Genomic DNA, 25,338 nt, shown 5'->3' with positions numbered 1-25,338 from the left:
CCTAGCCCAGAATCGCGGCGGCTGCGCACTCGGCGATCAGGATTGTCGGCGTCTGGATGTTCCCCGAGATCATGATCGGGATCACCGAGGCGTCGGCGACATGCAGGCCATCGATGCCGCGCACCTGCAACCGTTTGGGATCGACGACGGCCAGATCATCCGTGCCCATCCGGCAGGTCGAGGCGGCGTGGTAGAGCGTGGTGCAATGGTCGCGAATATAATCGGCGATCTCGCTGTCGCTCGCGGCTTCCGCGCTCGGCGTGATCTCGCCTTCGATCATCTCCTTGAGCGGAGACTGGGCGGCGATGCGGCGGTTGATGCGCACGCCCTCGATCATGGTCGCGATGTCGTTGCCGGTCATGTCCGAGCTGAAATAGCAGGGGTCGATCGCGGGATATTCGATCGGATCGGCCGAGCGCAGCTTGATCCGGCCGCGGCTTTTCGGCCGCTGCAATGTCGCGTGCAGGGTGATGCCCGGCCTGGACGATAGAAAGCGGACATAGTCGCGATGGGGGCTGATTGCGCCGTAGAGCTGAAGGTCGGGCTCGACGTCGGGGCGGCTCCGCACATGAGCGCCGGCCGCGACCCAGGGCGAACTGCGCGGACCGCTGCGGCTGGTTTCCCATTCGGCAAGGCTCGCGGCCAGACTCTGCTCCGTCCAGGCGCCGACGCCTATCTTTTCCTTCGTATAGAAGGTGATGGGAATGTTGATGTGATCCTGGAGGTCCCTGCCGACGCCGGCTAGTTCGTGCACGACATTCACGCCGGCTTCGTTCAATTCGTCAGCGGGGCCGACACCCGACAGCAGGAGCTGCTGTGCCGAGCCGATGGCACCGGAGGCGAGCACCACCTCGCTGGTGGCGAAGGCGCTCTTCGGATGCCCGTTCTCGAGATATTCGACACCGACCGCACGGGAACGCTCGATGATGATGCGGGTGACGTGCACGCCCGTCTTCAGCGTGAGATTGGTGCGCGCCAGTGCCGGACGCAAATAGGTCTTGCCGGTGCCGAACCGCTCGCCGTTCTTGATGACGAACTGGAAGAAGCCGGCGCCTTCTTGCGTAACACCGTTGAAATCGGGGTTGTGCGGTAGCCCCGCGGCCTGCGCGGCCTCCAGCCATTTCAGCTCGTGAGGGTCGACATGGGGAACGTCGCCAACGTACAGCGGGCCGCTTGTGCCGTGAAAGGGATCGTCGGTGAAGCGCGCGTTGTTCTCGAAAGCGATGAGCTTTGGCAGCACGTCGCGCCAGGCCCAGCCGTCGCAGCCCGCCTGCGCCCAGCCGTCATAGTCGGAGGGCAGGCCGCGGATATAGATCATCGCATTCATGGCGCCGGAGCCCCCGACCATCTTGCCGCGCGGCCAGAAGATCCGGCGCCCGCGGCAGCCCGCTTGCGGCTCGGTGTAATAGCTCCAGTCCACCGCCGTGTTGAACATCGTCGGCCAATCCGACGGAATGTCGGAGGCGACCGGTGCCGCCCGGCCCGCCTCCAGCACCAGCACCTTGCGATGCGGATCGGCCGATAGCCGGTTGGCCAAGACGCAGCCGGCCGAGCCGGCGCCCACGATGATGGTGTCGTACATTGAAGGGCACTCCGAAGACATTCATGTCGCGGAGTGCCTGCAAGATTTGTGCTGCCGGCTCAGCCCCCGCGCGACTCCACCACCTTGCGGCAGCCGTCGGAGAGTTTGGTCTTGTTCTCGCGCAGGCAGGCATTCATCTGCGGTGGCTTGCCGACATGCTCGGCGCAGAATTTGCTGGCGTCGCTGCGGCAGGCCATCTGCTCCTCCATAGTCGGACCGGATTGGGCCATGGCGGGCAGGGCAGCGGCGGCGAGCAGCAGCGCGGCAAGAACCGAAGTTTTCATGAAGCACCTCTTTGGGATCGTCGGGGGTCTCGTTTGAGATCAAGCGGGCCGGACCATCTCGCGGAGTGCTGCGGCCGGTCCATGCCATGATCATGGCATCGGCACGCCCTCCAGGCCGCCGCACCCCCATCTTCATGGCATGTATCCGCGCGCCGTCTTTTGCCATTCAGGCTGCACGTCGGCTGCGAGACCCGGTAATTGCATCGGGACGCCGAACGGGAAGCAGGAGAGCAAGATGTCGAAGAAAGTGGGAGCGCTGAGCGCCGGGCTGACGGTGATGATGCTGGCGGGCGCGGCGGTCGTGTCGCTGGGCACGAGTCCGGCGCAGGCGGTGGTCTATTGCAAGACGGTCGGCGTGCCCAAGGGCTGCGTGGTGCGGCCGACCGCAGCGGTGGTGGTTGCAGCACCCGTGGCGCCGGTTGCCGCGGCAGCGGTCGCAACGCCCGGTGTCGGTGCGCCCGGCGTCGGCGTACGGGCCGGTACGCCGATGAATCGCGGCGGTCCCGTCAATCGCGTCGGCAGGCGCTGACGGTCTCGTTCGATTGAGTTGATTGCATTGCTTCGGGCAAAGGGATGACTTGCGGACGAACCCCCCGTCCTCCGCAGACAAAAAATCCGGCCCGTTCCCTCTCTCCGTGCGTCCCACACGTTCGGAGAGGGGGCTTTTCAACCGGTGGCCGCGTCGCTGTCGGGGAAGATTTGCGGCAATTGCAGCCGTACCCGCGTCCCCGAGGCATCCGATCTCAGATCGAGCACTGCCCCGCAGCGCGCGGCGCGACTTCTCATATTGCGCAGGCCCCGGGTCGTCTGGCTCGCGCTTGCGGCTTCGCCGTTGCAGGCCAGCGCAAAGCCCTTGCCGTCGTCCGCGACGCTGATCACGCCGTACGGCCCCTGGCCATCGTCGAGCGTCTCGATGCTGAGGACGATATTGCGTGCCTGCGCGTGCTTGACGGCATTGGTCACGGCCTCGTCGAGAATGCGCACGATCTGGATGACGTGCCATGGCCGCAGCTCCGGATGCAGCGGCAGGCCCTGCGGCGTAGCCACGCGCCAGTCGAGCGCGATGTCGTGCGGCCGCAATTGCATCGCCGCGCGCTCGCGCCAGGACCCGAGCGCGAGCATCAGGTCGCCACCGATGTCGTCCATGGAGTCGATGACGAGGCGCAGATCCTTCAGCGCGGCGCGCGCCGCGTCCGTGATGGTGGCACCCTCCTGGCCGCGCTCGGAGAGTGCGACGATGCTGACGAGCTGGCCGCCAAGGCCGTCATGCAGGTCGCGCATCAACCGCGTGCGCTCGTTGGCGAGCGCGGCGGCACGGGCGCGCGCCTCCTCGCGCACGAAACTCGCCTTAAGCCGCTCCTCGGTCTCGCGCACGCGGGTCACGAGCTGGCCGGCAAAGCTGTCGACCTGGTTCAGCGCGCGGGCGAAACGCCACGTCAGGCCGGCGCCGATCGCGACCAGCATCGCCGAATAGGACAGGCGGGAGACGAATGTGCGTTCGTTGGTCACGATCTCGAACACCGACAGCATGTCGTGGATCCAGCAGGTCAGCACGATGGTCACGGCGCAGCCGAGCGTGAGGCTCACGGCGTCGTGCCTCCGCACCACCTCCGTCGCCGCGATGCTGGCCATCAGCAGCAGGCAGATGCCCACCATGGGGATACCGAGAACCAGGAACAGAATGCGCGGCAGCGGCGGGCCGCCCAGCAGTCCGACCACGAACACCACGATGCCCGGCAGGAACAGCAGCGCGCCATAGCGCGGCCAGCGCCAGTCGAAGAACAGCAGGGCGAAAACGACGATCAGCGCGCTTTCGGTCGGCGCCGATGCCAGCAGCACTGCGGCGAGCCGCGACGTGGTGGCCGGCGGCACCGGCGGCGGCACGAACGCCTGCACCACGCCGAGCACCATCGCCGCCGCCAGCACGCCGTAAACCGGCTCGCGCCGCCGCATCAGCCACATGATGGCGAGTATGACGGCGAGGATCGACTGCCAGGCCGAGAACACCACCGGGAGCGTGACGAACAGCAGCGTGCGGGTCTCGAACGCCGGGCGCAGGGCGGCGTCCGGCCCGACATAGACGGTGTCGAGGAAGCCCTTCAACGGGCCCCATACGAAAAGCCGCACCGTGATCTCGTTGCTGCCGTCGTGCAGCAGCGAGGCGGGAATGGCCGCGATCTGCGGCGTGTTGCGATCCGGCCGGTTGGCGTTGGTATCGCGGCGGGAGTCGAGCACGACGACGCCGTTGACGGCGACCTCCACCGCATTGCTGAAGCGCGGCAGGAACACCGACCATCCCGGCACCGCTTCGCCGTGGTGAAAGGCGAAGGTGCCGGCGTAGAGCGGAGGATCGGCAAGCGAGTAACGCGATGACGTGAAATGCGGCAGCGACACGGGACGCGTCGCGCCGTCCTCCCGGAGCGAAAATCCGTTCAGGGCAAAGTCCTCGGGGTCGCTGGGCTGGAGCAGTCGCAGCCCGAGGATCGTGGCGATCAGGATCAGTGCCTGGAGCAGCAGATAGGGCGTCAGGCGCGAAAGAAGCCGCCGGCGCCGCCCGCTCGCCTTCGCCGCGATCTCGCTCACAGTCTGATCAAGCCCTGCTGCACGGCCTCGAACACCGCTTCGCTGCGGGTGTGCACTTCGAGCTTGCGATAGATGTTCTTGATGTGGCCGGGCACGGTCTGCCTGGACAGGCCGAGATGGCTCGCGATCTCGGCATAGCTGAAGCCTTTTGCGATGCCCCAGAGGATGTCGATTTCGCGGGGCGTGAGTCGTGCGGTGTTGAGCGCGGGGCCGGGCGGCGGATCGGCCGGGTTCTGCGCCGCGCCTTGCGTTCTGCGCACGATGAAACGGGCGATCGAGGCCGAGATCGGCGAATGGCCGGCGACCAGATCGCGCACAGTGGTGGCGATGTCGGTCGGGAAGGCATCCTTCAGAAGATAGCCGGTGGCGCCGACCGTGATCGCCGAGATCACGCTTTCCTCGTCGCCGAGCGCCGAGATCACCATGATCTCGGTGTCGGGAAAGCGCCGCCTTGTCTCGCGGATCAGCTCGATGCCGTGGCCGTCGGGCAGCCGCAGGTCGGTCAGCAGCACGCGCGGCGCGCCGCCGTTCAGGGCCTGGCGCGCCTCACCGAGCGTGCCTGCGCTGCGCACCTCGTAGCCGGCCTTGACCAGCGCATCCTGGAGCCGCCAGCAGGTCGGCGCGTCGTCCTCGACGAGGAGGATGGTGATGGCTTCACCCATCTCGTCCTGTTCGCTCATGTCCATCGTCCCGCACCGCGTGTCCCCCGCGGCGCAGGACCAAGTTTAGCCGCAGCGCGAGCGCCACGACACCCATAATCATGGGGGCCGATGAGCGGGCCCAGCGCCTCCGGACGCGGTGCCTACTGCGTCGCCGCAGCCGGCTTCTCCGGCGGCATCGGCGGGCTCGGCAGGCGCTGCACGACGATGCGCGCAGTGCCGCTATTGTTCTTGTAGTATTGTTCGCTCGGCCCGAAATAGTCGGCGTATTTCGCGGGGACCAGCCATTTCAGGAAGCCCGGGACGATCTGCACGGCGTCGTTGACGTAGAAGAACAACTCGCCGGAATCCGGTGCGACAAATTCGGCCACTATCCGGTCCGCAAGTTGCTGCCTATCCCAGACCTTGCGCGCTGTCTCGTCCGGCGGAAGCGCGTCGAATGTGCCCATCTTCGCGATATCAGCCTTGAGCTTCGTTAGCTTGGTCGCATCGTCCGTGCTGGATTCCTCTGTGCTCTCGAGGCGGACGGGAAATCTGTTACTCGGCTCATCCTTAGCCTTTTTCTCGGGAAGGGTCGGGTCAATGCGGCGCGGTAGCTCATCTGCCGGTATCACGTTCACTGCCTGCAGCGGCTGATCGTTAAGGCCCTTCTCGCCGACGCGCACAACAGGCTGAAACCAGTCCGCTCCGAGCAGCCGCCGGGTCGGTAGAGCGAAATAGTGGTGGTTTTCGTAAGTCTGGAATCCATTGGCGCCGGACATAATTGTGCGGTCGAACCAGCGCTGGTCGATATCGATCCAGACCCGGTATTTGCGGCCCTTCTCCACGGCGAGTCTGCTTGCCCAGCAGAATTGGTTGACGTTGAAGAGCTCGGTCGCGGTAAGCGCGCTGTCGCCCACGGGCCTGGCCGGCGGAATGTTCGTGGCGACATCTGCTCCCTTTTTGCTCACCTCTGCGGCTCTTGTTTCCATGGTCTGACAAACCTGTCCGGTCGCGACGCGCCAAGTGAAGAAGCTGCTTGAGGCAATCAGCAGGACCGCGGCGTAGATGGCGATGATGGAGACGACGGGAAAGATGATCTTGGTGAACGGCAAGCTCATCCACCGCGCATTTCGCTGCATCAAGCCGCCAAACCTGAACAACGGGCTCAACCGGCTGAGGTTCTTTGCGCTCGCCTTGCGCTCCGGCCGGTACCAGGCGAGACGCGCGCGCTCCTTGATGCCGTCACGCAGCGAGGAGTTGATGCTCCAGACCCACAACGTGACGAGCACGACGAGTGAGGTTGCGACCGGATAATAGAGCGCGATATTGAGCCATGGTTCTGCATAGGAGGGCAATACTTTCTCGAGCAGGTTCGCGACGGAGCCGAGCACTGCGCTGAAACCCCAGTCGATGTCGCTGACGGATTCTCGCAGGGTCTTGCCGGACGTATCGATGACCTTATGTGCGATCCACGGCCAGGCGGCAATCACGCCCGTCATGATCAGAAGCGAGAAATAGGCCACGCGTCGCCACCACACAGCGCCACGTGCGAGATTCGCCATGTCCGCGTCTGGCGCCTTCATCCCGGAGAAGGCGTCGGATTCCTCCTGGCCTATCGGGCCCTTCGCCTTCCTCACATAGGCGTCGCGCATGGCCTGGTGCGCGTCGGTATTGGTGAGCTCCCTGATGTCCCCGTCGGGCATCAGCACCCGTGCGTTCGCTGGCAGCATGATCGGCGCATAGTCGTCGCATCCGAACAGCATGCGTTCGACCACCGCGAAGTGAACCACCGGCTTGCCGCCGTTCGCAGCGCCTTCGAGAATTGGCCGCGGACCGTAGCGGTAGAGCACGGAGGCGCCGCTGCGCGAATCGTGCATGGGTCCGATCGCGGATTGATATTCCTTGAAGTGCTCGATCTCGCCGTCCTGGAAGCGAAGCCTGCCCTCGAGTTGCTCCGTCATCCAGACCAGTGGCACGAAGGACAGCGTGGATTCCGGATATCCGCCGCCGATATCGGAGTGAACGCCGGCGAACCACACTTCCTTGACCGTCTGGTCGGCCGCCAGATCGCTCTGGTCGATCCGCAACGGATGGAAGGTGGTGCGCTCGTCATCCAGCGCGAGCGCGTGACGGATGTGCTTCACCGCTTTCGAGGGCCGGTGATTGCGGAACGAGATCGGCCAGATTGCCCAGTCGATCGCGACGCGAAGCTCCTCGATGGGGACGCCATAAGCTTCGACCGTGTCGAACAGCCCGAGAAATTCGATCTTGATGTTCCTGCGTCCGGCCATGGCCTTGCGGACCGTGCAATAGGAGCGGTGCATGCGAACGAAATGGTAGATGATGAGAAGCAAGTCGCGGATCCAGCGAACGATCCAGATCGTCGGCAGGCTGCGATAGCCCACCGATTTCCTGCGATACTCCCGCCACGCGGCCATGGCGTTGCGCTCCATCTCGGCATGCGAGACCGGCTCGCCCTTGATTTCGGCCGGCACGAGCCCCTGGCTGGCGATCATCGATGCCAGCGTGCGTGCCGTGAAGGCACCGCGGCTGAAGCCGAAGATGTAGATCTCGTCGCCGGGACGCCAGTTCCAGCACAGGAAGCGGTAGAGCTTGCGGACGTTGGAGGGAACGCCGATGCCGGTGGCGCCGTCGAGGGCCGCGAGCGGCGCCCAGCCGGCGGTGCCGACGCCCTTGATGTAATACGCGATCTGGTCGGGCTGGGTATGATCGAGTGCCTCGTAGAGGCGCCAGACGCTGGATTCCTGGGTCGTGAACGCGTTGCCCGTGCCGTCGGCGAACAGCACCAGCTTGCGCGGCGCCCGTGCATCGGGTGCATTCGCCGCGGTCCCCGGATCATCGTGCGTATGGTCCGGCTTTACAGGACCGCCACGCAGCGCATCATCCTGGTGCGTCATGGACTCCTCCGAAAATGGTGGTGGATGCCTTACGGCCCGCCCGAGCCGCATCCTTGGAATTCATGCGTGATTTCATCGTGAATCAATGGAGGTATTTCACGGCCCTCTCGCCCGGCCGTCTATGAACTCCGCCACATTCGGCAAAAGAAAAGCCCGGGCAAGCCGGGCTTTGAGTCCTGATTTGCTGCAAGGCCGTTGCGGCTGCGCAGCGTCCGTTCGGGGCCGGCTGTTACCTGCCGTTGCCGCGGCAGGCGCCGCCGGGCCGATATGGTAGCCGCGCGGGCAAGCGTGCGCGGCCGGGTTGGCGTAGTTCCTGAGGCAGCCCCCGTAGGGCCCACGGTGCCAGCCGCGGCCGCAACCGCCTGCAACGGCGATGACATCGCCATTCGCGGTCGCACCGGGCGTAGCGAGCGGCATGGCTTCGGCAACGCCGGTGATCGCGCCGAGCGCGAGCGCCACGGCAAACATGGTTCGCATCGTGTTTGTGCTCATGACTGCGCTCGCTTCAATGGCCGAGCGGCCGCTATGTCTCCACCCGCGGCGGCGGATAGCGCCGGGCGAGCATCGACAGCGACAGATGCCGCTCGTCCTCCGGCAGCGCCCGGAAGGCCAGCACCAGCGGCCGCTTCCAGTCACCGAGGCCGAAATCCATCGCCATCCATTTCTGCGGCTCCGGGCCTTCGAGGCCCCGAACCCAGACGAAATAGCGGGGGAGGTCGTCGGCGTCCGCTTCCGTCATGCGTCTCCGGGCCATCCAAGCTGCTCGCTGCCTCACCATCTGTTGTGGTAGGATATAGGTATCAGCCTGCCGAAGTCGAACGCCCGGCTGCGGGTCCGGGGAGGCTGGACCGGTTGGCAATGTGCGGGTCTGAATAATGAACGAAGCCACGATCGACGGCTGGGGTGAGGCATCGGACGTCACGAACAAGCTGATCGGCTCGTGGTCCCTCGACCGGGTCATCGAAAGCCAGGCGACGATGCAGGGTATCGCGACCTTCACGCCACTGGACAGGGGGCGGTTGGCCTATCGCGAACAGGCACATCTGATGCTCGCGAACGGCACCATCGTTCAGGCCGAACGCGAATACGTCTTCAACAGTAGCGACGGAGGATTCAAGGTCTTCTTCAGGGAAGATCCGCCGCGGCTGTTTCACGAGATTTTTCTATCTGCATCGTCCGGAGGCGCGCTGTGCGGACGTGCGCGTCATCTCTGCAGCCGCGATGAGTATCAGTCGGCTTACATTTTCCTGCCGGATGGAACGTTCGTCGTCCGTCATGTCGTGTCGGGTCCAGCCAAGGACTACACGATGAACACGATCTACGCGCGACGGTCGTAGCCGGGCCGAAAAGACCGTGAACGGCTGAACAAGACTCCCAACTGAAAATTCCGATTGACCGAAATTCGGAAATAGCGTATGCATTGCGCCATCCCGGCCCATGGATAAGGGGCGTTTCGCGATCGTCACGATACGCGGGCCGGGTGGCGGTGGACGTGGAGCGCATCGGCGCGCAAGCAATCGCAGGGCGGGCCTGGCCCGTGAGCGGTTGAGCGGCGCGCGCACGACCGGTGCTTTCCGCGTACGGCAAAAGCGTGTCGTCCTGGCGCCCGGGGTCTGTGCGCCAAGTCTTGCGGTGACGTGACGGCCCGACCGGGTCCGAGCGTCAGCCATCCGCAAGGCGACGGGGGCAATAGTGCAACGCTCCCCGGGGAGAGCTCGTCATAAGCCGTCAACCCACTGCGCAGGGAAGGCCGGGATGTCCAGGCTGCCCTGTATGCCGCTGTGCAGCCTCTTGTAGCGCAACCTTCGCACAGTGGACCGCGGGTGCCAGCCGGCACCCGGTCTTCCCTGCGCCCTTTCCAAAGGAAGGGGCGTCACGAGAAGCACACAGCTCGGGCGCCTTGCGCCGCGAGGCTAAATCCGCGTGTTTTCCGGCTGCCTGAAAATCGAGTTGAGCCTGCTTGTCCTGCCGTTCAGCGCCAGAGCTCGCTCGCCGCGACACGGTTGATGTCGGCGAGCCGGCGGTGGGCGTCGGCGTGTGGATCCAGGCTCTCGACCAGCGTCAGCAGGCGGTGATAGGCGCCGTCGGCGACCTCGACCGGCAGCGGGGCTTCGTCAAACGCCTCGACATAGCTGCCGACGAGCCCGCTGAGCAGGCGGCACAGGCCGCGCTGGGCGGGATCGTCCCGGCCGAGCGCCTCGAGCTTCTGCTGAAATGTCCGGAAGGTGCGCAGGCCGTGGTGCTGCTCTGAAAGCCACGCGTGCAGGTCGTTCATAGGAGCCTCTTCGAATGATGGAAGAAGCTACCGGTTTATACAGGCGGGATGTGACGATTGGAAGGGGAGGGCAAATTGAGCTTTGCTGAAACAGTCCGTCTTCGCCAGGAGGCTTCGCCGGACACGCTTCGCCTTTCCGGCTTCGGCGTGGCCGCGCCACGCGAAGCCCGAAGGGCGAAGCGTGGTGCCCCTGGCCGGGCAACAATAAGTGAAACATATTAATCGCTTAGCGGAATGTAGGACTTTCGAGATTTCCATATCACCGTATCCGCGAGTTCGACGAATAGCTCCGGCCATAGCCTTCCTCGACTCTTGATCGCAACGCGGCGAACTAGCGCGGGTTGGCCAAGATTGAAGCGGACGAATGCGAGATAGGCGGATGATCGACCGGGAGTACTGAGAAAAGTCCTTCAGCTCGGGAAGAAGAGGTCGCGAGAAGCTTCTTCTGAACGTGTTCGGCGGGCAACCCCGCCACCAGCGCATGCTGAGCGGACCGAAATTGAACGGCATCGCTAACAATAAAACCCGGGATTGCCGCTCTGCTCACAGATGTTCTGTACATCAATTCTGTCGACAAATGCCCTCCTCACCGACCGCAACCGCCGACGTACGTTAGCGCATGAAAACTTCAGGACCGCAGTCAGAATGGCGTAGTAGTAGGCGAATTGTCCGACCATCGTGCCCAGTTTGGGATTATAATCAGGTTCAAAAATTCAACAGATAAGCAAGTTAATTGCCACTCAAGCTTGCGGCGTCTCATACCGATTGTTAACTTCCTCGGTTATTGAGGATTTTATCATTGTCAATTTCTGTTCGAATTCACCATATTCAGGCGTTGAGAGGAATAGCCGCCTCGGCGGTTGTTCTGGATCACGCTCTCGGGCCATTAGTTAGAAACGGGGTTCTGCCCTCGTACTTCGATGACGTCAGATACAACATCGGTAATCTCGGTGTTGTCGTGTTCTTCATCGTCAGCGGTTTTATTATGATCAGGACGAATCGAGACCGCTTTGGGACCCTCGGGAACGCCAAGGAATTCTTTCTGAGGCGCTTGACGCGTATCCTGCCGATCTATTGGATTGGGACCTTTTGCGCCTTTATCTTTGTGGCGCTCGTTGCAAAAGATTGGCGGTTTATCGACCTCGGACTATCCCTTGCTTTCGTCCCGTATTTTGACGCGACGCACGGTGTCATGAAGCCAATATTGAGCGTCGGATGGACGCTGAACTATGAGATGTTCTTCTATGCCGTCTTCGCGGTCGCAATGTTGCTACCGTTGAGGGCAGGCGTTTCCTTCATCACCGCGGTGTTCGTGATCTTGGTTGGGTCGCACTTGCTTTTTGTCGGACCTGGAAATCCTGCACATACGGCGGCGCTGTTCTTCACGGAACATATCGTTTTGCTCTTCGTCATCGGTATCTTCATCGGTTTATTTGCGACGAATCCGCGAATTCCTTATCCGTTTATTGTTGCATGTTTCATGTTTGGGTTGATGTGTGTCGCATACGCTTGCATCAGAAGCCTTGATGATATCTCCTTCCCCACTGATTTGCTGATGTGGGTTCCAGCCGCATGCGTGGTGATGCTTTGCAGCGGTGAGGGCGGCGAGGGCGGCGTCTTCGCCAAATGGGCGGAAAAGTTTGGCGACGCATCGTACAGCACGTATATTTTTAATGTATTCGTCGTTGCGGCGTTGGCTAAAGTGATGCCCGTATCGTCGTACGCAACCGGTCTGGTATTCGTGCTCGTTGCGCTCGTGGCTTCCAATCTCCTCGGGCTCTTAATCAGCCGCTGGATTGAGAACCCGATGCTCAAGAACATACGCAGGATTCTCGACCGAAACATTAGAGGCTTACGAGCCAAAAAGGCTACGGCTTAGGGTCTGCCCTTCGGGTGCCGTCCTTATAAAGTCGGATAAAGTAGCGTCGGTCCTAAGGGATCTTTCGTTAAGTTTGCATTCTGCATCGCCGCGATCGGCCTCGCTTTCAATTCCGGATTTCTTGACTACGTGATAGTCCAGATCTCGGAAAATCTACCAACCTCGGGCTGACTTTTGGCCGATCGCGGTGGGAATAATTTTTCAGCAGAAGCATAGCCCGATTTCGGTTCTTTGCAGCATAACGCCGATGGATTGACTTCTTCTGCATCTGGACGCATCGCGCGAAATGCAGATTTGGTAAAAAGCAATTAGCAACGCCCTGAACGAACGTGCCGTCGTCCTTTCAGTTCGCGTGGTACGTTCAGACGACGGGATCAGAGATCGGCCAGGAGTGGAGCTGCTATTGCAATTGGACGCTTGGGGCGCCCCTGATCCGCCGGCGATCTGCGAGTCTCGAGGACTCTCTCGGCCACTCTCGCAAGGACGACGACAATCGGCGCCGAGATCAGGCGCAGGGCAGGCGTAAGCTAAGGTTGAGGGCCGCTACAAGGTCCGTTAAGACACGAGCGCAATGCCAGCTTGCTCGCAAAGGTCGCCCCTGGACTTTTATCAAGCATGACGGGGCTGCAGCCGTGCCACGGTCGCAAAGACTGCCAGGCGAGGATCGCTGCGCGACGACCCATCGCTGTTTTCGTGGTTCTTTGTCCCTTCCACGTCGTTTGTGTCGCCTGAGGGGGCCTAGTGGTTGGGACGGTAGCCGTGCCTGCTGAGCTTAGCTGTCTTCTATCCGGCAGGCTTTGGCATCGAAGTGATGGGTCTACTCTTGGCGTCATCCGCGGTCGTCTGGTGTTCGGCTGGAGTCGCAGAAGCTGGTGCATCCTCGTGCCGGGGCTCGCCTGGAATTGGCAGGATGGACTCGATAGATTGTCCCCATTCCCTTTTGCAGGCTTCTCAATGATAAACAGCGCAGTCCCTTAGAGAGAACGCTGGACCCGTTTTAATTTCGGTTTGTTCTTAAGCAGAGTGGTGCTGCCCGGTCTCCTTGCGGTCCAGTCAGAACGATAGTGGCCGGTTTTGGGCGTTGCTACCGCGGATGATCCGGAATCGAGCGGCTAACGCTGTCCCTGCATAGTAAGCAGCCAGCGAGCTTCACGACTGTAAGATTCGGTTTCATCGGCTTGACGTCTCAATTGAACCAGAGGTACCATTTATTCTTTCAGGAAGAAATCTGATGGACATTAGGTCTGCCCTTTTGAAGCTCGCAGCGAGCGGCGGCAGCTGAGGCAGGAACTGCTTTCCTACAACAACAGGCGGACGCGGCAGAAGGGTCGTAACTCGGTTCAACAGGCTCGCCGTGCCGCGCTCGAAATTGGTACTTGGGCGGCGAGCAGCCGATACTGATTGGAGCGTTCGCGAAGGACAACCGGCCGATCAAACTCCGACCGGCACCAGCTTACGAACCCCAAGTTGTTCAGCGAGGATAGTTTGAGAAATCTATCGGCCAGCCTTCGCCTCTGGTTTGCTCTCATCGTCATTCTTTTTTTCGTCATCCATACTGGCTTATTTTTGTTTGATGTAACGGACCCAGCCGCCGTAATTCGCGGAGATCGCGCAAGTGACCGCCTTGCCAAACTCAACGAACTCTTCGCAGCCAGTCGGCACTCACTCGAAGGTATAATTTTCAATTCGGGTGTGCCCGGCGATTTCCTACAGCACGCGATCCTCTATTCGATTGGCGGCCCCTATTTGCTAATCGGTTTTCAAATCGCACTTCAGTTTATCATTCTTGTTACTACCTTCCTCGCCGCCGTCCGATTGACCGGAAGCGCAACTGTAGCAGTGGCGACAGGCTTTTTCGTGCTCGTAATGCCTGGTGCTCTTTTAAATCCCCACCTTCTAGTGACCGAGACATGGTTCACTCTGCTTCTCACAATTGGAACATTTGCGATATGCCAGGCTGTGAAGGACGCTTCTAAACGAGATTTCCTAGTCCTTATCTACATAGGCTTTGCTAGTTTCGGTTTGGCATCTTCAATTCGGCCCCAAGGTCTGTTAGTTCCGCTGGCATTAGCTGCTTATCTTTCGATTGCTCGATTCTCAGACCGGAAAACCATACTAGGTGCCACTGTTCTAGCTTACGCCATGTTCCCAATTTCCTGGATGACCTTGAGATTGTTGTTCGTTGGTGATTTTGGCTTGGGTGCATCCAATGCGGATCTCTCGACAAATTTGGCACTACGCGCTGATCGTATATTGGGACTACCGCTGGACACGACTGGCCGAATGGGACCTTCAGCGTTTCTGGCCTTGGCAGCCGGTCATCCCTTAGCCACCTTCAACTCGGTGTACACGGACGCATTCAATTTAATCCTGAATCCAGGCGCCAACCATCTTTTTGGTTATTACCTTGGCCTCGGCGAAACCCCCGATGGTTTTTCTTGGCTGAGAATTAGGGACGAGGCGGGCGTCTTTGGCGTAATCGCGGAGTTGTTGAGGCGGAATCTCGCGCTCGTAGCTCTATTTGTTACCTGGACTGCGATTCATGCCGTGGTCATTTTGGGCGTTTGTAAGACTGTTCTATCTAACTTAAAGGCCAACTATAGGACACCGTCTTGGGTTTGGGTCGCCTTGATAGTTGTAGCCACAACCGCGGCGTCGGGTTTTGTTGCAGGCCTAGTGAGATGGAATCTCCGCGCGGGTGTAGAACCCCTCTTGGCCCTTTTGGCAGCCTACGGTTGGTTCAGCAATGAGACGGCATTCGGAAGTGTAAGGAAAATTGAGCCGCGAAAGTTGGGGGGACGCACTTCTGTCTAATGGCGCGGAAAACGTCCCCAACCCGTGGGCTCCATCGTTGCTACCGTCCGTTGAATACGAGAGCTCGGTCAAGAAAGTATTTTGCGGTGTAGCCGAGCGTCAATCCAGCGATAGCCCCGCCATATTTCGCGCCAGGCGACTGCCAAACCTGCCAGAAGATAATCTCGGTTGCCCAAAACACTATCGTGGTTGCGACACTAAAAGCTCCGTAGAGAATGATCTTTTTTGATTTCCTCGGTATGGCCGGCCGACTCGTCTTGAAATATCCAGTATTTATCAAGCACATACTTGATCACAAAGCCTATGCCAGTCCCTGCCGCCATTGATGTAGCGAGAGGCATGATCGGCGAAATATGAAAAACACACTCCTGGAGCAAAAGGTTCGCCAGCGTGGACGCGATGGCGAACACAATGTACCGGAAGGCAAGACCCATCAGATTGCGGCCAATATGAGCAACGCAGTAATGGCTCCGGCTATGATGCTATTCTTGTCCCTCAGTGCAAAAGCAATCGGATCGTCCTCCATATGCCGCCTGTGGGCCATCATGAGCGCCCGGCTGAACCAGTACAGCAATATCGGACAGATTAACCATAGTAGCTGGGGACGATGGTATAGTGAGTGTACTGTGTCGGACGATATATAGAGAGCAAATACCGTGACAGCGTTGAATCCCGCCGCGGCCGCAAGCCCCGCTACAATTTCTAAATCCTTAAGCTTATAATTGCGATTTTCTGGCTCGGGCAATCCCGAGTCGACGCGCACGGCGAGTTCCACGTATCGCTTGATCAATGCCAATGCCATAAAGAAGAACATTGAAAAGGCTAAGAGCCATTCGGAGAATACTACTTGGGCCGCGATCGCACCTGCCACGAGCCGAACGACGTAGAGCATAGCCAATACGATGACGTCGATAAGCATCTTTCTTTTCAAAACGAAAGAGTAAGCTACGGTCAGCGCAAAATAGCCAAGCATCACAGCCAGAAAGTTTAGTGAAACCATCGTTGCTATCAGCACGGAGATCGTGAATAGCGCCGGCATCGCAGCAAAGCCATCAAGTACAGATATCGTACCACTCGCAAGCGGCCGCTTCCGCTTTGTAGGATGCCGTCGGTCGGCCTGCAGATCAGCGAGATCGTTTAAGATGTAAACACTCGATGCGCAGAGCGAAAAAGCGATGGCGGCAAGGAAGACATCTGCCGTAGATTGCAAAGAAAACTGATGGGCTAGAAAGAAGGGAACGAAGATCAAGGCATTCTTGGCATACTGGTGCACGCGAAACAGCTTTAACCACGTACGCCAGCCTGGCCGTTCGTGCGGCAAATATTCAACTTCTGTTATTGTCGTATGTTGTGCAAGGGCGCGCTTCACCGGACTCGAAGCTCTGATGACGATCGCTCTTCCAGCCTTGGCCCAAATAGGCAAATCGGCAAGATCATTTCCGATATAGTCAAACCCTCCTTCCTTAAACTCCGTCACGAGGCGTTCCGCTTTCGCGGCCCCGGTCAAGTTTATCTTCTCATCCGAGGCGAACCATCCTGAAAACATTCCCAAGTGATCAGCAACCGCTGCAACTAGAAGTTGATTGCTTGCGGACGCAAGGTAGACCGGTCGTCCTTCGAGCGTTGCCTGACGTAGTCGGGCCAACACAATTTCGTCGTAGGGAAGAGCCGAAGGATCAAGTTCTGCCGATTCCGCTAAGCGGTGCTTAAGAGCCGCTTTGCCTCGCATCAAAGTTCTGCAGATAGCAAACAATGACAGCGGATCCCGCGCGAGTTCAAAAAAAGCAGTTTCAATAAGAAGATCCGACCGCACTAGTGTACCGTCCAGATCGACGACCAGAGGTCTACCAGGAACGCCTGTCACGTCGTCAGATGAAAGCATCGAAATACGGGACATCTCTAAATCCTAAGTATTCGAGATTTAAGGTCTATTTATCTTCCGCGGGATTGGGCTTGGAAGTTACACGGTTCTCAGCCGGGCTTGATAACTCCCTCGGAGCCTAGTTAACCGCGGCCGCTAATTAGTCCGGGGGCGACGTCGACATGAGCTCCCACTTACTCGCAGGGAAGCGCTGTATCGATTAGGGAGCGCTGTATCGATCGCATTTAACGGTCGCAGCCAAGCATGTCGTTGTTAATATTAAAACTCGCGAGGAGCCCTTCTTGGAGACAAATTAAATACTTGTATTTGATCCAGCCACGCGACGTGAAAGCGTGAACAAAAGCGTGTCCCACGAAGCGTCGGGTGGGACTAAATCAATAACTATGTAAGAGAAATCAGACGCTTAATTCTTGGCTGGTGCCCCTGGCCGGAATCGAACCAGCACTCCTTGCGGAACTCGATTTTGAGTCGAGCGCGTCTACCAGTTCCGCCACAGGGGCCTCCGGTCGGCCCCCCAAAGCGGGCGTCGCGAAGCCGGCGGACTATAGCCATGGGCAAAGCGGGGTCAACCCGCGCCAAAGTGATCCCGGCCGTTCTCGACAGCCGCATGGGCCGGGGTTAGAGGCTAGGGAAGCGACCCACCGGAAGAGGCTGCCGTGACGACCCAGAGTGCCGCAATACCTGCGTTCAAACCGGCGGCCACGAGCCCCGCGCTGACCGCCGCGCTTCTCGTCACGCTGATCGCCGCAGCCACCATCGCGGGTGCCTGGTTCTTCCAGCTCGTGCTGGGGATCGTGCCCTGTCCGCTTTGCCTCGAGCAACGCTACGCCTACTACCTCGCGATCCCGCTTGGTGCGCTCGTGGTGCTTGCAGCGCGGAGCGGTGCGCCGCGGCCGCTGCTGCTCGCGGGGCTCGCGATCCTCGCGCTGGCGACGCTCGCCAATGCCGGGCTCGGCACCTATCACTCCGGCGTCGAATGGGGCCTCTGGAAGGGCCCGACCGATTGCTCCGGCCCCGTCGTCAATCTCGGTAGCGCCGCCGACCTGCTGTCGAAGCTCGATACCGTGAAGGTGGTGCGCTGCGACGAGGTGCAGTGGCGCTTCCTCGGCCTCTCGCTCGCCGGCTACAACGTGCTGATCTCGCTGCTGATGGCCGCGATCGCCGCCTGGGGATTTGCGGCGACGGCGAAGCGTTAGCTAGTCGTCCACATCGTCCTGCGTGCGCCCGAACAGGTGTACGATGCCCGGCGTCGCGATCATCACGAACACGAAGCGCGACAGATGATGGGCGCCGACGAAGATCGGGTCGATGTGCAGGGTCAGCGCCAGCGCCAGCATGGCGTCCATCGCGCCCGGCGCGAAGGCGACGACGACGTCGGAGAATTTCACCTGCGTGGTGAGCGCCACGATGCCGACGAAGACGGCGGAGACGGCGATCGCCACCGCAAACGAGCCCAGCGCCGCGTTGATGTGACCGGCGAGCGTCTTGATCCGCATCCGCGCGAAACGGCTGCCGATCAGCGCGCCGATGCCGATCAGCGCCACGCCCCGCACCCAGTTCGGCAGGCCGCCCTCGACCCAGTCCGCGCCATGCAGCACGCTGGAGGCGATCATCGCGCCGAACATCCAGCTCGCCGGAAACCTGACCAGCCGCAGCAGGAGTGCCGCTGCCACCGAGGCCGCGACGAGCGCCAGGAGGTCGAGCGGCGAGGCGGTCGCCGTCGTCAGCGACGGGGCCGCGGAGGGCGCGACGCCCGCGAACGCCAGCACCATCGGCAGCGCCGCGGTGAGGATGATGACGCGCATGGTCTGCACCACCGCGATACCCGGCAGGTCGGCGCCGCGCTCGACCGCCAGGATCGTGATCTGCGACAACGCGCCGGGGCTGCCGGCGAGGAAGGCAGAGGTGCGGTCCCAGCCATGGATGCGCTGCAGGTAATAGCTCGAGCCGAAGGTCGAGCAGAAGGTGGCGAGGGCGAGCAGGCCGATGGTGAGGGGATAGGCGCTGACCTGCTGGATCAGGTGACGCGAGACGACCGATCCTAACGAAATGCCGAGCAGCACCAGCACGGTCTGGGTCAGGATTGGCGGCAGCGCGAGCTTGCGTCCGGCGATCGCGGCGATCCCGACCGCGATCATCGAGCCCGAGATCAGTCCGCCGGGGAGGCCGGCGACGAGAAAGGCGAGGCCGCCGGCGGTACCGATGACGAGCGTTTCCACCGTGCTCAAAATCTCGGCACGGCTCGGCCATTCGAAAGTCAGGGAGGCGGCGATCTGCTTCACGCCACCTTATCGCAAATCAGCGAGAGGCGCACAATTGCAGGCTTGTCATGCCGCAATGCGTGCGCCTTTCGCAGATGTTCGCGAGCGGCCTGTGACGGATTTACTTCTTGTCGGCGGCGGGCGCAGCGGGGGCGGCGGGCGCGGTGGTGCCGGCCTTCGCGTCCCTCTTGCAATCGCGGCGGAATTTCTTGCGCTCCTTGCCCTTCAGTCCCTTCGCGTCCGCCTGCTTGGAGCACTCGAGCGATTCGGCCGTGCGTTCCTTCGTTACCTTCTTGTCGGCGGTGGTTGCCGCGTCGGTCTTGGCGGCCGGCGCGGCGGTCTGTGCATAGGCGGCGCCGGTGGCAAGCAGGGAGGCGATGGCGACGGCGGCGAGGCGAGACGTGAAGGTCATGATGTTGCACTCTGTCTTGCGAGAATTGCGAAGGGCTTGGACCGTCGGCTTGGGTTGCTGAACGCGACATGAATAACCTGAACGCCGCGATCACTATATTTTGGCGGCAGCAGCCATCACTTCCTTGTCGCAGGCCTGCCGCACGCTAGGATAGCAATCCTTCACTTCCCGTCGGGAAAGACCAAGGAGGAGACCCAGGGATGACCATCCAATCCAGATTGTTGTGTGCAGTTGCGCTGTCGGGTTTTGCCGCGCTGGTGGCGAGCGCGCCGGCGCAGGCGCTGACCTCGCAGGAGTGCAGCGCGAAATATCAGGCCGCCAAGAAGGACGGCTCGCTCGGCACCACGAAGTGGAATGACTTCCGCAAGGCCCAGTGCGGCGCGGACGCGACGCCTGCCGCTGCGCCGACCGCGGCGGCTCCGGCTGCGCCCGCCGCTCCTGCCGAGCCGAAGCAGGCGAAGAAGGAGGCGGCTCCCGCTGCTGCCCCGACCCTGCCGGCCGGTCCCGCGATCTATCCGAACGCGGTCGATCCGAAATATGCCAAGGAGACCGCCGGCAAGGCGCGTCTCCACACCTGCGTCGACCAGTACAACGCCAACAAGACCACCAACGGCAATGGTGGCATGAAGTGGATCGAGAAGGGCGGCGGCTATTACAGCGAGTGCAACAAGAAGCTGAAGGGCGCCGCCTGAGCTTTGACCTGATGCGATGGCCGGAGCACAGCTCCGGCCATTTTGCTTAAGCCAGCAGCTTCTCGGCCGATTTCGCCACGAGCTGCGATCGCTTCCGCGGACCGCGCTCGACGAACAGCAGGCTCTGGCCGAAGATGAAGCAGTAGAACAGAAAGGCCTGCGCCTCGGCCTCCTCGGCCGCAAGGCCGGTCGCGCGATAGAGCTCGGCGACGTGCTTGAGCCGCGCCGCATCCACGCTCGCCACCGCCGCGGCGGCGTTCTCGTCCGAGCGGGCCCATTGCCGGATCGCGAGCTCGACCGCCATGCCCTCCGGATTCAGCCGCTCGGAGTAGAGCTGGATCACCGCCTTCAGCCGCTCGCGGGGCTCTTGTCCGTCGAGGCTCGTCTGATGTGCGATCGCCGTCACGCGCCCGTCGCGCCAGCGGTCCAGCATGGCGCCGAGCAGCGCGGCGCGATCGGCGAAGCGCCGGTAGAAGCCGCCCTTGGTGACGCCGAGGTTCTTGGCGAGCACCTCGACCCGCACGCCCTCGACCCCCGAGCGAGCGAGTTCGCCAAACCCTGCCTCGATCCAGACGTCGCCCTTGCCATCGCTCATAAGAAAATCTCACCGGCTCTTGATACGGTGCCGTATTGCTAGCGCGGTGCAGGCCTGATACGCAAATCAAACGGCGGAAAAGTGCACGCAGCCATTGCGAAGTTCAGAAGGCGACCTGTCGCGGCACGGCCAGTCCGTAGCAGTGCCTGCACGACATGCGATGCGCGGCGATTGACAAGCATGACCGACATATCTCTTGATGCGCCGGTCATGCTTGCCAGCCTCGGCCTCATCCTGCTCTGCCAGTTGATCGGCGAAGCCGTCGTGCGCGGCCTCGGTCTGCCGCTGCCGGGCCCGGTGCTCGGCCTGCTGCTGCTTCTGGTCCTGCTGCTCGTCCGCGACCGCTTCAAGTGGCTTGCACTCGGGCCGTTGGACAACAACGGCGTCGAGACGGCAAGCAAAGGCCTGCTGGCGCATCTGTCGCTGCTGTTCGTGCCGGCCGGCGTCGGTGTGGTGCAGAAGCTGGACCTGCTCGCGTCCCACGGCATCGCCATTGTCCTGGTGCTCGCGCTCTCGGTGGTCGTCACGCTGCTCGCGACCGTGCTGACCTTCCGTCTCGTCAGCCGCCTGATGAAGCAACAGGATGTGCGATGAGCGACAATCCATTCTCGCTCTGGGTCTATCTCTCGCAGTCGCCGCTGCTGTGGCTGACGGTGACGCTACTGGTCTATGCGAGCACGGACGCGGTGTCGCTGCGGACGCGTCGCCATCCGCTGGCCAATCCCGTGCTGCATGCGATGTGGATCATCGGCGCGTTCCTGCTCTTGACCGGCACCTCCTACACCACCTATTTCGCCGGGGCGCAGTTCGTGCACTTCCTGCTGGGGCCCGCCACCGTTGCGCTCGCCGTTCCCCTCTACGAGAACCGCAAGCGCGTGGTGTCATCCATCGTGCCGATGCTGGTGGCGCTGATCGCGGGATCGGTCACGGCCGTGGTGTCGGTCGTGCTGCTGGCCGAGCTCGCCGGCCTGCCGCGCGAGGTGGTGCTGTCGCTGGCACCGAAATCGGTCACGGCCGGCGTTGCCATGGGAATCGCCGAATCGCTGCATGCGGATCCCTCGCTGGCAGCGGTCGCGGTCATATTCACCGGCATCATGGGTGCGATCATCGTCACGCCCCTGATGAACCGCACCGGCGTTACCGATTACCGCGCCCGTGGTTTTGCCGCTGGCCTTGCCGCGCACGGAATCGGTACCGCGCGTGCGTTCCAGGTCGACGAGATCGCCGGCGTTTTCTCCGGCATCGCCATGAGCCTGAACGCCTTGGTGACCTCGTTTCTGGTGCCGCTGGCGGTCACGCTGCTGGTGCGATGACATGACCTCCGCGACACTCTATATAGACCGTAACAATTCCTGGTCCTGAGCCGTAATTCTGGCGATGGGACTGAAATGGGACGAGATATGGCTGGATTCAGGAATAAGGGTCTTGTGCCGACGCGCCGCAGGGCGTTGACGCTGATCGGGGCGGGCGCTCTCGCGGTGGGCAGTATCAGGCTGGCACGTGCGGCCGCCGACGATGACGAAGTGTTGACCGAAGCAAAAGTGCTGCGCGATCCCGGCGTTCCCGTCGCCGGTAATCCCGACGGCAACATCAGCATTATCGAATGGTCCGACTACAACTGCCCCTATTGCCGCAAGCTCGAGCCGGAGTTGCGCCAGGTCGTCCAGGACGACGGCAAGGTCAGGCTGGTGATGAAGGATTGGCCGATCCTCGGGCCGGTCTCGGTCACGGCCGCGCGGATCGCGCTCGCGGCCAAATTCCAGGACAAGTACCATCAGGCCCACGACGCCATGATGGGCGTCAGCTCGCGTCTGACCGAGCCACGCATCAACGAGCTGCTTGCGGCGGCCGGAGTCGACATGGACCGCCTCAAGCGTGACCTGACCGATCACGCCAACGACATCGATGCCGTCCTCAAGCGCAACAACGAGCAGGCCGAAGCCTTCGGCTTCCGTGGCACGCCGGCGTTCATCGTCGGGAAGTACCGCGTGCCGGGCGTGCTCAGCATGAAGGAATTCGAGCAGGTTATCGCCGACGCCCGCAAGGCCAAGATGAACTGAGGCGTACCGCGCCGTTCGCAGTCAAGACAAAAGCGCCGCCGCGGATCCGCGACGGCGCCCTGTTCAGGATTTGTCGATCGAATTACTTCGACGAGATGCGCACCCAGTCCCTGTGCGCGCGATCGCGCAGCAGATCCCAATCGGCCTTCGCGACGTCCCAGTTCACGATGGTGCGATTGCTGGTCGCGACCTCACCGTTAGCAACGGACGACGTCTGCATGGAGTCGTAGACATAAACGCCGCAGCCGAGCAGCAGCGCGCCCAAAATCATTCCCAGAAACATCCGCATGGCTAACCTCCAATGACCGGCGATAACGTCGGCCCCTAACGATGGTTCCGCGGCAGTGCGGCGCAGGTAAGGACGGCCCGTTCATCCTCCGTTCAGCCATGCCACCAGCTCCGCATTGATCTCGCGCGGATAGGTGTGGCTGAGATCGTCGATCTCGCGATAGACGATGTCGGCGCCGGCGGCCGACAGCGCCGCCTGGGTCTGCCGCGCGGTCTGCACCGGAAACATCCAGTCGAGCTTGCCGTGGGTGATGAAGACGGGCAGGCCCTGCAGGCGCGTGGCGTCGGCCATCTCCGCCATCAGCGGATGGAACGTTGCCGCGACCGGTGCGAGATGGCTGAAGGGCGAGGCGCCGTCGAGCCCGCTGACGTAGCTGAACGTGCCGCCGTCGCTCATGCCGGTCAGCAGCATGCGCGAGGCGTCGATGGTCCAGCGGCTGCGGACGGTTTCGAGAATACGCATGAGATTGGGCGTGTCGGCATCATCGCCCATCAGCGCCCAGGTCGGTCCGGTCGCGGTGGGCGCCACCAGGATCGCGCCGAGACTGCGCGCATCGCGCAGCCAGCTCCAGAGAAAACCGCGGCCGTTGCCGCTGCCGCCATGCAGCGCCATCACCAGCGGCATGGCGCGGTCAGGCGAATAATATTCGGGGACATAGACCGAGAAGCCGCCGCGGCTGCCGGGCTCGTTGTGGTCGTGGAAGATGCCGGTGTGCTCGCCCGCGCCGACCTCCAGTCGCGACAACAAGTCTTCATTTTCCCGATTGGCGGCGTTGAGGAAAAAGCTGCTCACGGGCGGAAACTGTGCCGCCAGCGGGTACAGAGCCTCATGCGCGCGCGGCACGTGGCGCAGCGCGCGGAAGACCGCGACGAGATCGCCATTGCCGCGCTCGACCTCGCGGATGCCGCCGAAGGCGGCGAGTGTCTCGTCGCAGGCCGCATCGAGCCGACTGCGCAGGCCGGCGAATTGTTCGGGCCATTCGCCGATCGACGCGCGTGCGGATTGCAGCGCCTCGTCTGGCGCTCCGATCTCATTCATGACAGAGGCGAAGGCCGGGGGATGGAGATGCCGCTGGAAGAAGCCGAGCGCTTCAAGCGCATTGAGGAGCGGCGGCAGCACGGCCACGATGTCGTCGATCACGGCCTCGCTCATTGCGGCTTTCCTTGGCAGCTTCCTCACACGCGTAGATCAGTGCAGCTTCGGCGCCTTCAACAGCTTGAAGCGGTCGGTCGACGTCACCGTGACGTCGAAGGTGACGCCTTCATGGTGCACGGTGAGCGGCACGTCGACGCCGGCGGCGCCGAGCCCCCACATTTTCTTGTAGAAGTCGGTCTGGCTCGTGACCTTCTCGCCGTCCACGGCAAGAATGACGTCGCCGGTCTTCAGCTCGGCGCGCGCCGCGGGGCCGTTGGCGGAGATGCCGATCACAACGACACGATTGTCGATCTCGGTCGAATAGAGTCCGAGCCAGGGCCGCGCCGGCTTGTTGACGCGGCCGAACTTGCGCAAATCGTCGAGAACCGGCTTCAACAGGTCGATCGGCACGATCATGTTGACGTGCTCGGCCTTGCCGTCGCGTTCGCGCTCGAGCTGAAGCGAACCGATGCCGATCAGCTCGCCGCGCTCGTTGAGCAGCGCCGTGCCGCCCCAGTTCGGGTGTGCCGGATGGGTGAAGATGGCCTCGTCCAGCAGATACTCCCAGTAGCCGGCGAACTCCTGCTTGGCCACGATCTGGCTCGCGACCGAGCGCGTGCGCCCGCCGGCGCCGCCGACCACGACGCGGTCGCCGAGCCGGGTCTCGGCCGAAATGCCGAGCGGCAAAGGCTCGACGTCGAGCTCACCGAGCGCCTGCACGAGACCGAAGCCGGTGACGGAATCGAAGCCGAGCGCATGTCCTTCGACGACGCGCCCGTCGGCGAGGTGCAGCCACACCGATTCCGCCTCGGTGATGAGATAGCCGATGGTGAGCACCAGCCCGTCGTCGATCACGACGCCGTTGCCGGCACGTTCGGTGCCCAGCGTCTCGGCGCTGAAAGCGTCCGGTGGGATGATGGCATGCAGGCCGACGACGGATGCGAGCGCGCGGTCGAGATCGAAACCGTAGTCGCTCGCACGCGGCTGATTGGCCGGCGGCACTCTCCATTCGGTCAAGGCGGGCATGGAGTTCTCCT

Annotated in this window: 25 protein-coding genes, 1 tRNA gene and 1 pseudogene; 9 read left to right on the top strand and 18 right to left on the bottom strand. The window is 61.9% G+C overall.

The window, feature by feature from the left end; genetic code table 11:
- Position 1: 1 nt before the first annotated feature.
- Positions 2–1,582 (bottom strand): GMC family oxidoreductase, encoded by a 1,581-nt coding sequence (locus FNV92_RS32160; RefSeq protein WP_143843085.1) that lies wholly within the window; start codon positions 1,580–1,582, stop codon positions 2–4.
- Between the two features lie 59 nt (positions 1,583–1,641).
- Entirely contained in the window at positions 1,642–1,866 is a 225-nt protein-coding gene (locus FNV92_RS32155) for a cysteine rich repeat-containing protein (protein WP_143843086.1), read from the bottom strand.
- A 235-nt stretch (positions 1,867–2,101) separates the two neighbouring features.
- Between FNV92_RS32155 and FNV92_RS32150 the strand changes: the two genes are divergently transcribed.
- Complete coding sequence (locus FNV92_RS32150; RefSeq protein ID WP_015688898.1) at positions 2,102–2,395, top strand: hypothetical protein; 294 nt, start codon at positions 2,102–2,104, stop codon at positions 2,393–2,395.
- A gap of 137 nt (positions 2,396–2,532) precedes the next feature.
- On the opposite strand, the gene FNV92_RS32145 is transcribed toward FNV92_RS32150, so the two are convergent.
- From FNV92_RS32145 to FNV92_RS32125, 5 genes and pseudogenes are all read right to left on the bottom strand, one after another.
- Positions 2,533–4,449 (bottom strand): sensor histidine kinase, encoded by a 1,917-nt coding sequence (locus tag FNV92_RS32145; RefSeq protein WP_143843087.1) that lies wholly within the window; start codon positions 4,447–4,449, stop codon positions 2,533–2,535.
- On the bottom strand, positions 4,446–5,129 hold the full coding sequence (locus FNV92_RS32140) for a response regulator transcription factor (protein ID WP_041748592.1): 684 nt from the start codon (positions 5,127–5,129) through the stop codon (positions 4,446–4,448). Before FNV92_RS32140 ends, FNV92_RS32145 begins: the two co-directional genes overlap by 4 nt.
- A gap of 122 nt (positions 5,130–5,251) precedes the next feature.
- Positions 5,252–8,008 (bottom strand): DUF2235 domain-containing protein, encoded by a 2,757-nt coding sequence (locus tag FNV92_RS32135; protein WP_143843088.1) that lies wholly within the window; start codon positions 8,006–8,008, stop codon positions 5,252–5,254.
- Positions 8,009–8,237: 229 nt separating this feature from the next.
- Positions 8,238–8,485, bottom strand: a pseudogene (locus tag FNV92_RS34670) (GCG_CRPN prefix-to-repeats domain-containing protein).
- Between the two features lie 46 nt (positions 8,486–8,531).
- A complete protein-coding gene (locus FNV92_RS32125) occupies positions 8,532–8,762 on the bottom strand; it encodes a hypothetical protein (RefSeq protein ID WP_143843089.1) in 231 nt (76 codons plus the stop codon).
- Positions 8,763–8,883: 121 nt separating this feature from the next.
- Here FNV92_RS32125 and FNV92_RS32120 point away from each other — a divergent pair, with 121 nt between their 5' ends.
- The gene (locus FNV92_RS32120) at positions 8,884–9,345 is read left to right on the top strand and encodes a DUF6314 family protein (RefSeq protein ID WP_143843090.1); all 462 of its coding nucleotides are present in this window, start codon (positions 8,884–8,886) and stop codon (positions 9,343–9,345) included.
- Positions 9,346–9,980: 635 nt separating this feature from the next.
- Here FNV92_RS32120 and FNV92_RS32115 read toward each other — a convergent pair.
- Complete coding sequence (locus FNV92_RS32115; RefSeq protein WP_143843091.1) at positions 9,981–10,283, bottom strand: hypothetical protein; 303 nt, start codon at positions 10,281–10,283, stop codon at positions 9,981–9,983.
- 799 nt (positions 10,284–11,082) lie between these two features.
- On the opposite strand from FNV92_RS32115, the gene FNV92_RS32110 reads away from it, so the two are divergent.
- Entirely contained in the window at positions 11,083–12,162 is a 1,080-nt protein-coding gene (locus FNV92_RS32110) for an acyltransferase family protein (protein WP_168213457.1), read from the top strand.
- A 1,467-nt stretch (positions 12,163–13,629) separates the two neighbouring features.
- Positions 13,630–14,976 (top strand): hypothetical protein, encoded by a 1,347-nt coding sequence (locus FNV92_RS32105; protein WP_143843093.1) that lies wholly within the window; start codon positions 13,630–13,632, stop codon positions 14,974–14,976.
- A gap of 40 nt (positions 14,977–15,016) precedes the next feature.
- Here the strand turns inward: FNV92_RS32105 and FNV92_RS32100 are convergent, their stop codons facing one another.
- From FNV92_RS32100 to FNV92_RS32085, 4 genes are all read right to left on the bottom strand, one after another.
- Complete coding sequence (locus FNV92_RS32100; protein ID WP_244623794.1) at positions 15,017–15,262, bottom strand: GtrA family protein; 246 nt, start codon at positions 15,260–15,262, stop codon at positions 15,017–15,019.
- On the bottom strand, positions 15,174–15,410 hold the full coding sequence (locus FNV92_RS32095; protein WP_244623795.1) for a GtrA family protein: 237 nt from the start codon (positions 15,408–15,410) through the stop codon (positions 15,174–15,176). The genes FNV92_RS32100 and FNV92_RS32095 overlap by 89 nt, the downstream gene beginning before the upstream one ends.
- Positions 15,410–16,873 carry a UbiA family prenyltransferase gene (locus tag FNV92_RS32090; RefSeq protein WP_244623796.1) on the bottom strand — a complete coding sequence of 488 codons (1,464 nt, stop codon included), beginning with the start codon at positions 16,871–16,873 and terminating at the stop codon, positions 15,410–15,412. The genes FNV92_RS32095 and FNV92_RS32090 overlap by 1 nt, the downstream gene beginning before the upstream one ends.
- Positions 16,874–17,273: 400 nt before the next feature.
- Positions 17,274–17,358: transfer RNA gene (locus FNV92_RS32085), tRNA-Leu, on the bottom strand.
- A 156-nt stretch (positions 17,359–17,514) separates the two neighbouring features.
- On the opposite strand from FNV92_RS32085, the gene FNV92_RS32080 reads away from it, so the two are divergent.
- Positions 17,515–18,054, top strand: a complete 540-nt coding sequence (locus tag FNV92_RS32080) for a disulfide bond formation protein B (RefSeq protein ID WP_143843094.1) — start codon at positions 17,515–17,517, stop codon at positions 18,052–18,054.
- On the opposite strand, the gene FNV92_RS32075 is transcribed toward FNV92_RS32080, so the two are convergent.
- The gene (locus FNV92_RS32075) at positions 18,055–19,140 is read right to left on the bottom strand and encodes an AbrB family transcriptional regulator (RefSeq protein WP_143843095.1); all 1,086 of its coding nucleotides are present in this window, start codon (positions 19,138–19,140) and stop codon (positions 18,055–18,057) included. It lies immediately after the preceding gene.
- A gap of 100 nt (positions 19,141–19,240) precedes the next feature.
- Positions 19,241–19,531: a PsiF family protein gene (locus tag FNV92_RS32070; RefSeq protein WP_143843096.1), complete on the bottom strand. Its 291-nt coding sequence runs from the start codon at positions 19,529–19,531 to the stop codon at positions 19,241–19,243.
- 200 nt (positions 19,532–19,731) lie between these two features.
- Here FNV92_RS32070 and FNV92_RS32065 point away from each other — a divergent pair, with 200 nt between their 5' ends.
- Complete coding sequence (locus FNV92_RS32065) at positions 19,732–20,223, top strand: hypothetical protein (RefSeq protein ID WP_015688883.1); 492 nt, start codon at positions 19,732–19,734, stop codon at positions 20,221–20,223.
- A 46-nt stretch (positions 20,224–20,269) separates the two neighbouring features.
- On the opposite strand, the gene FNV92_RS32060 is transcribed toward FNV92_RS32065, so the two are convergent.
- Positions 20,270–20,818, bottom strand: a complete 549-nt coding sequence (locus FNV92_RS32060; protein ID WP_143843097.1) for a TetR/AcrR family transcriptional regulator — start codon at positions 20,816–20,818, stop codon at positions 20,270–20,272.
- 210 nt (positions 20,819–21,028) lie between these two features.
- Here FNV92_RS32060 and FNV92_RS32055 point away from each other — a divergent pair, with 210 nt between their 5' ends.
- From FNV92_RS32055 to FNV92_RS32045, 3 genes are all read left to right on the top strand, one after another.
- Complete coding sequence (locus tag FNV92_RS32055) at positions 21,029–21,412, top strand: CidA/LrgA family protein (RefSeq protein ID WP_143846155.1); 384 nt, start codon at positions 21,029–21,031, stop codon at positions 21,410–21,412.
- Positions 21,409–22,131 carry an LrgB family protein gene (locus tag FNV92_RS32050; protein WP_015688880.1) on the top strand — a complete coding sequence of 241 codons (723 nt, stop codon included), beginning with the start codon at positions 21,409–21,411 and terminating at the stop codon, positions 22,129–22,131. The genes FNV92_RS32055 and FNV92_RS32050 overlap by 4 nt, the downstream gene beginning before the upstream one ends.
- An 87-nt stretch (positions 22,132–22,218) precedes the next feature.
- Positions 22,219–22,878: a DsbA family protein gene (locus FNV92_RS32045; protein WP_168213458.1), complete on the top strand. Its 660-nt coding sequence runs from the start codon at positions 22,219–22,221 to the stop codon at positions 22,876–22,878.
- Positions 22,879–22,960: 82 nt separating this feature from the next.
- On the opposite strand, the gene FNV92_RS32040 is transcribed toward FNV92_RS32045, so the two are convergent.
- From FNV92_RS32040 to FNV92_RS32030, 3 genes are all read right to left on the bottom strand, one after another.
- Complete coding sequence (locus tag FNV92_RS32040; protein WP_015688878.1) at positions 22,961–23,167, bottom strand: hypothetical protein; 207 nt, start codon at positions 23,165–23,167, stop codon at positions 22,961–22,963.
- A gap of 81 nt (positions 23,168–23,248) precedes the next feature.
- Positions 23,249–24,319 (bottom strand): carboxylesterase family protein, encoded by a 1,071-nt coding sequence (locus FNV92_RS32035; RefSeq protein WP_143843099.1) that lies wholly within the window; start codon positions 24,317–24,319, stop codon positions 23,249–23,251.
- Between the two features lie 36 nt (positions 24,320–24,355).
- Positions 24,356–25,327, bottom strand: coding sequence for a S1C family serine protease (locus FNV92_RS32030; protein ID WP_143843100.1), 972 nt, complete (start codon positions 25,325–25,327; stop codon positions 24,356–24,358).
- Positions 25,328–25,338: the final 11 nt, after the last annotated feature.

The sequence above is a fragment of the Bradyrhizobium cosmicum genome (assembly GCF_007290395.2).
GTDB lineage: Bacteria > Pseudomonadota > Alphaproteobacteria > Rhizobiales > Xanthobacteraceae > Bradyrhizobium > Bradyrhizobium cosmicum.
The sequence above is the reverse complement of the archived record's forward strand: the minus strand, read 5'-3'. Positions and strand labels throughout refer to the sequence as shown.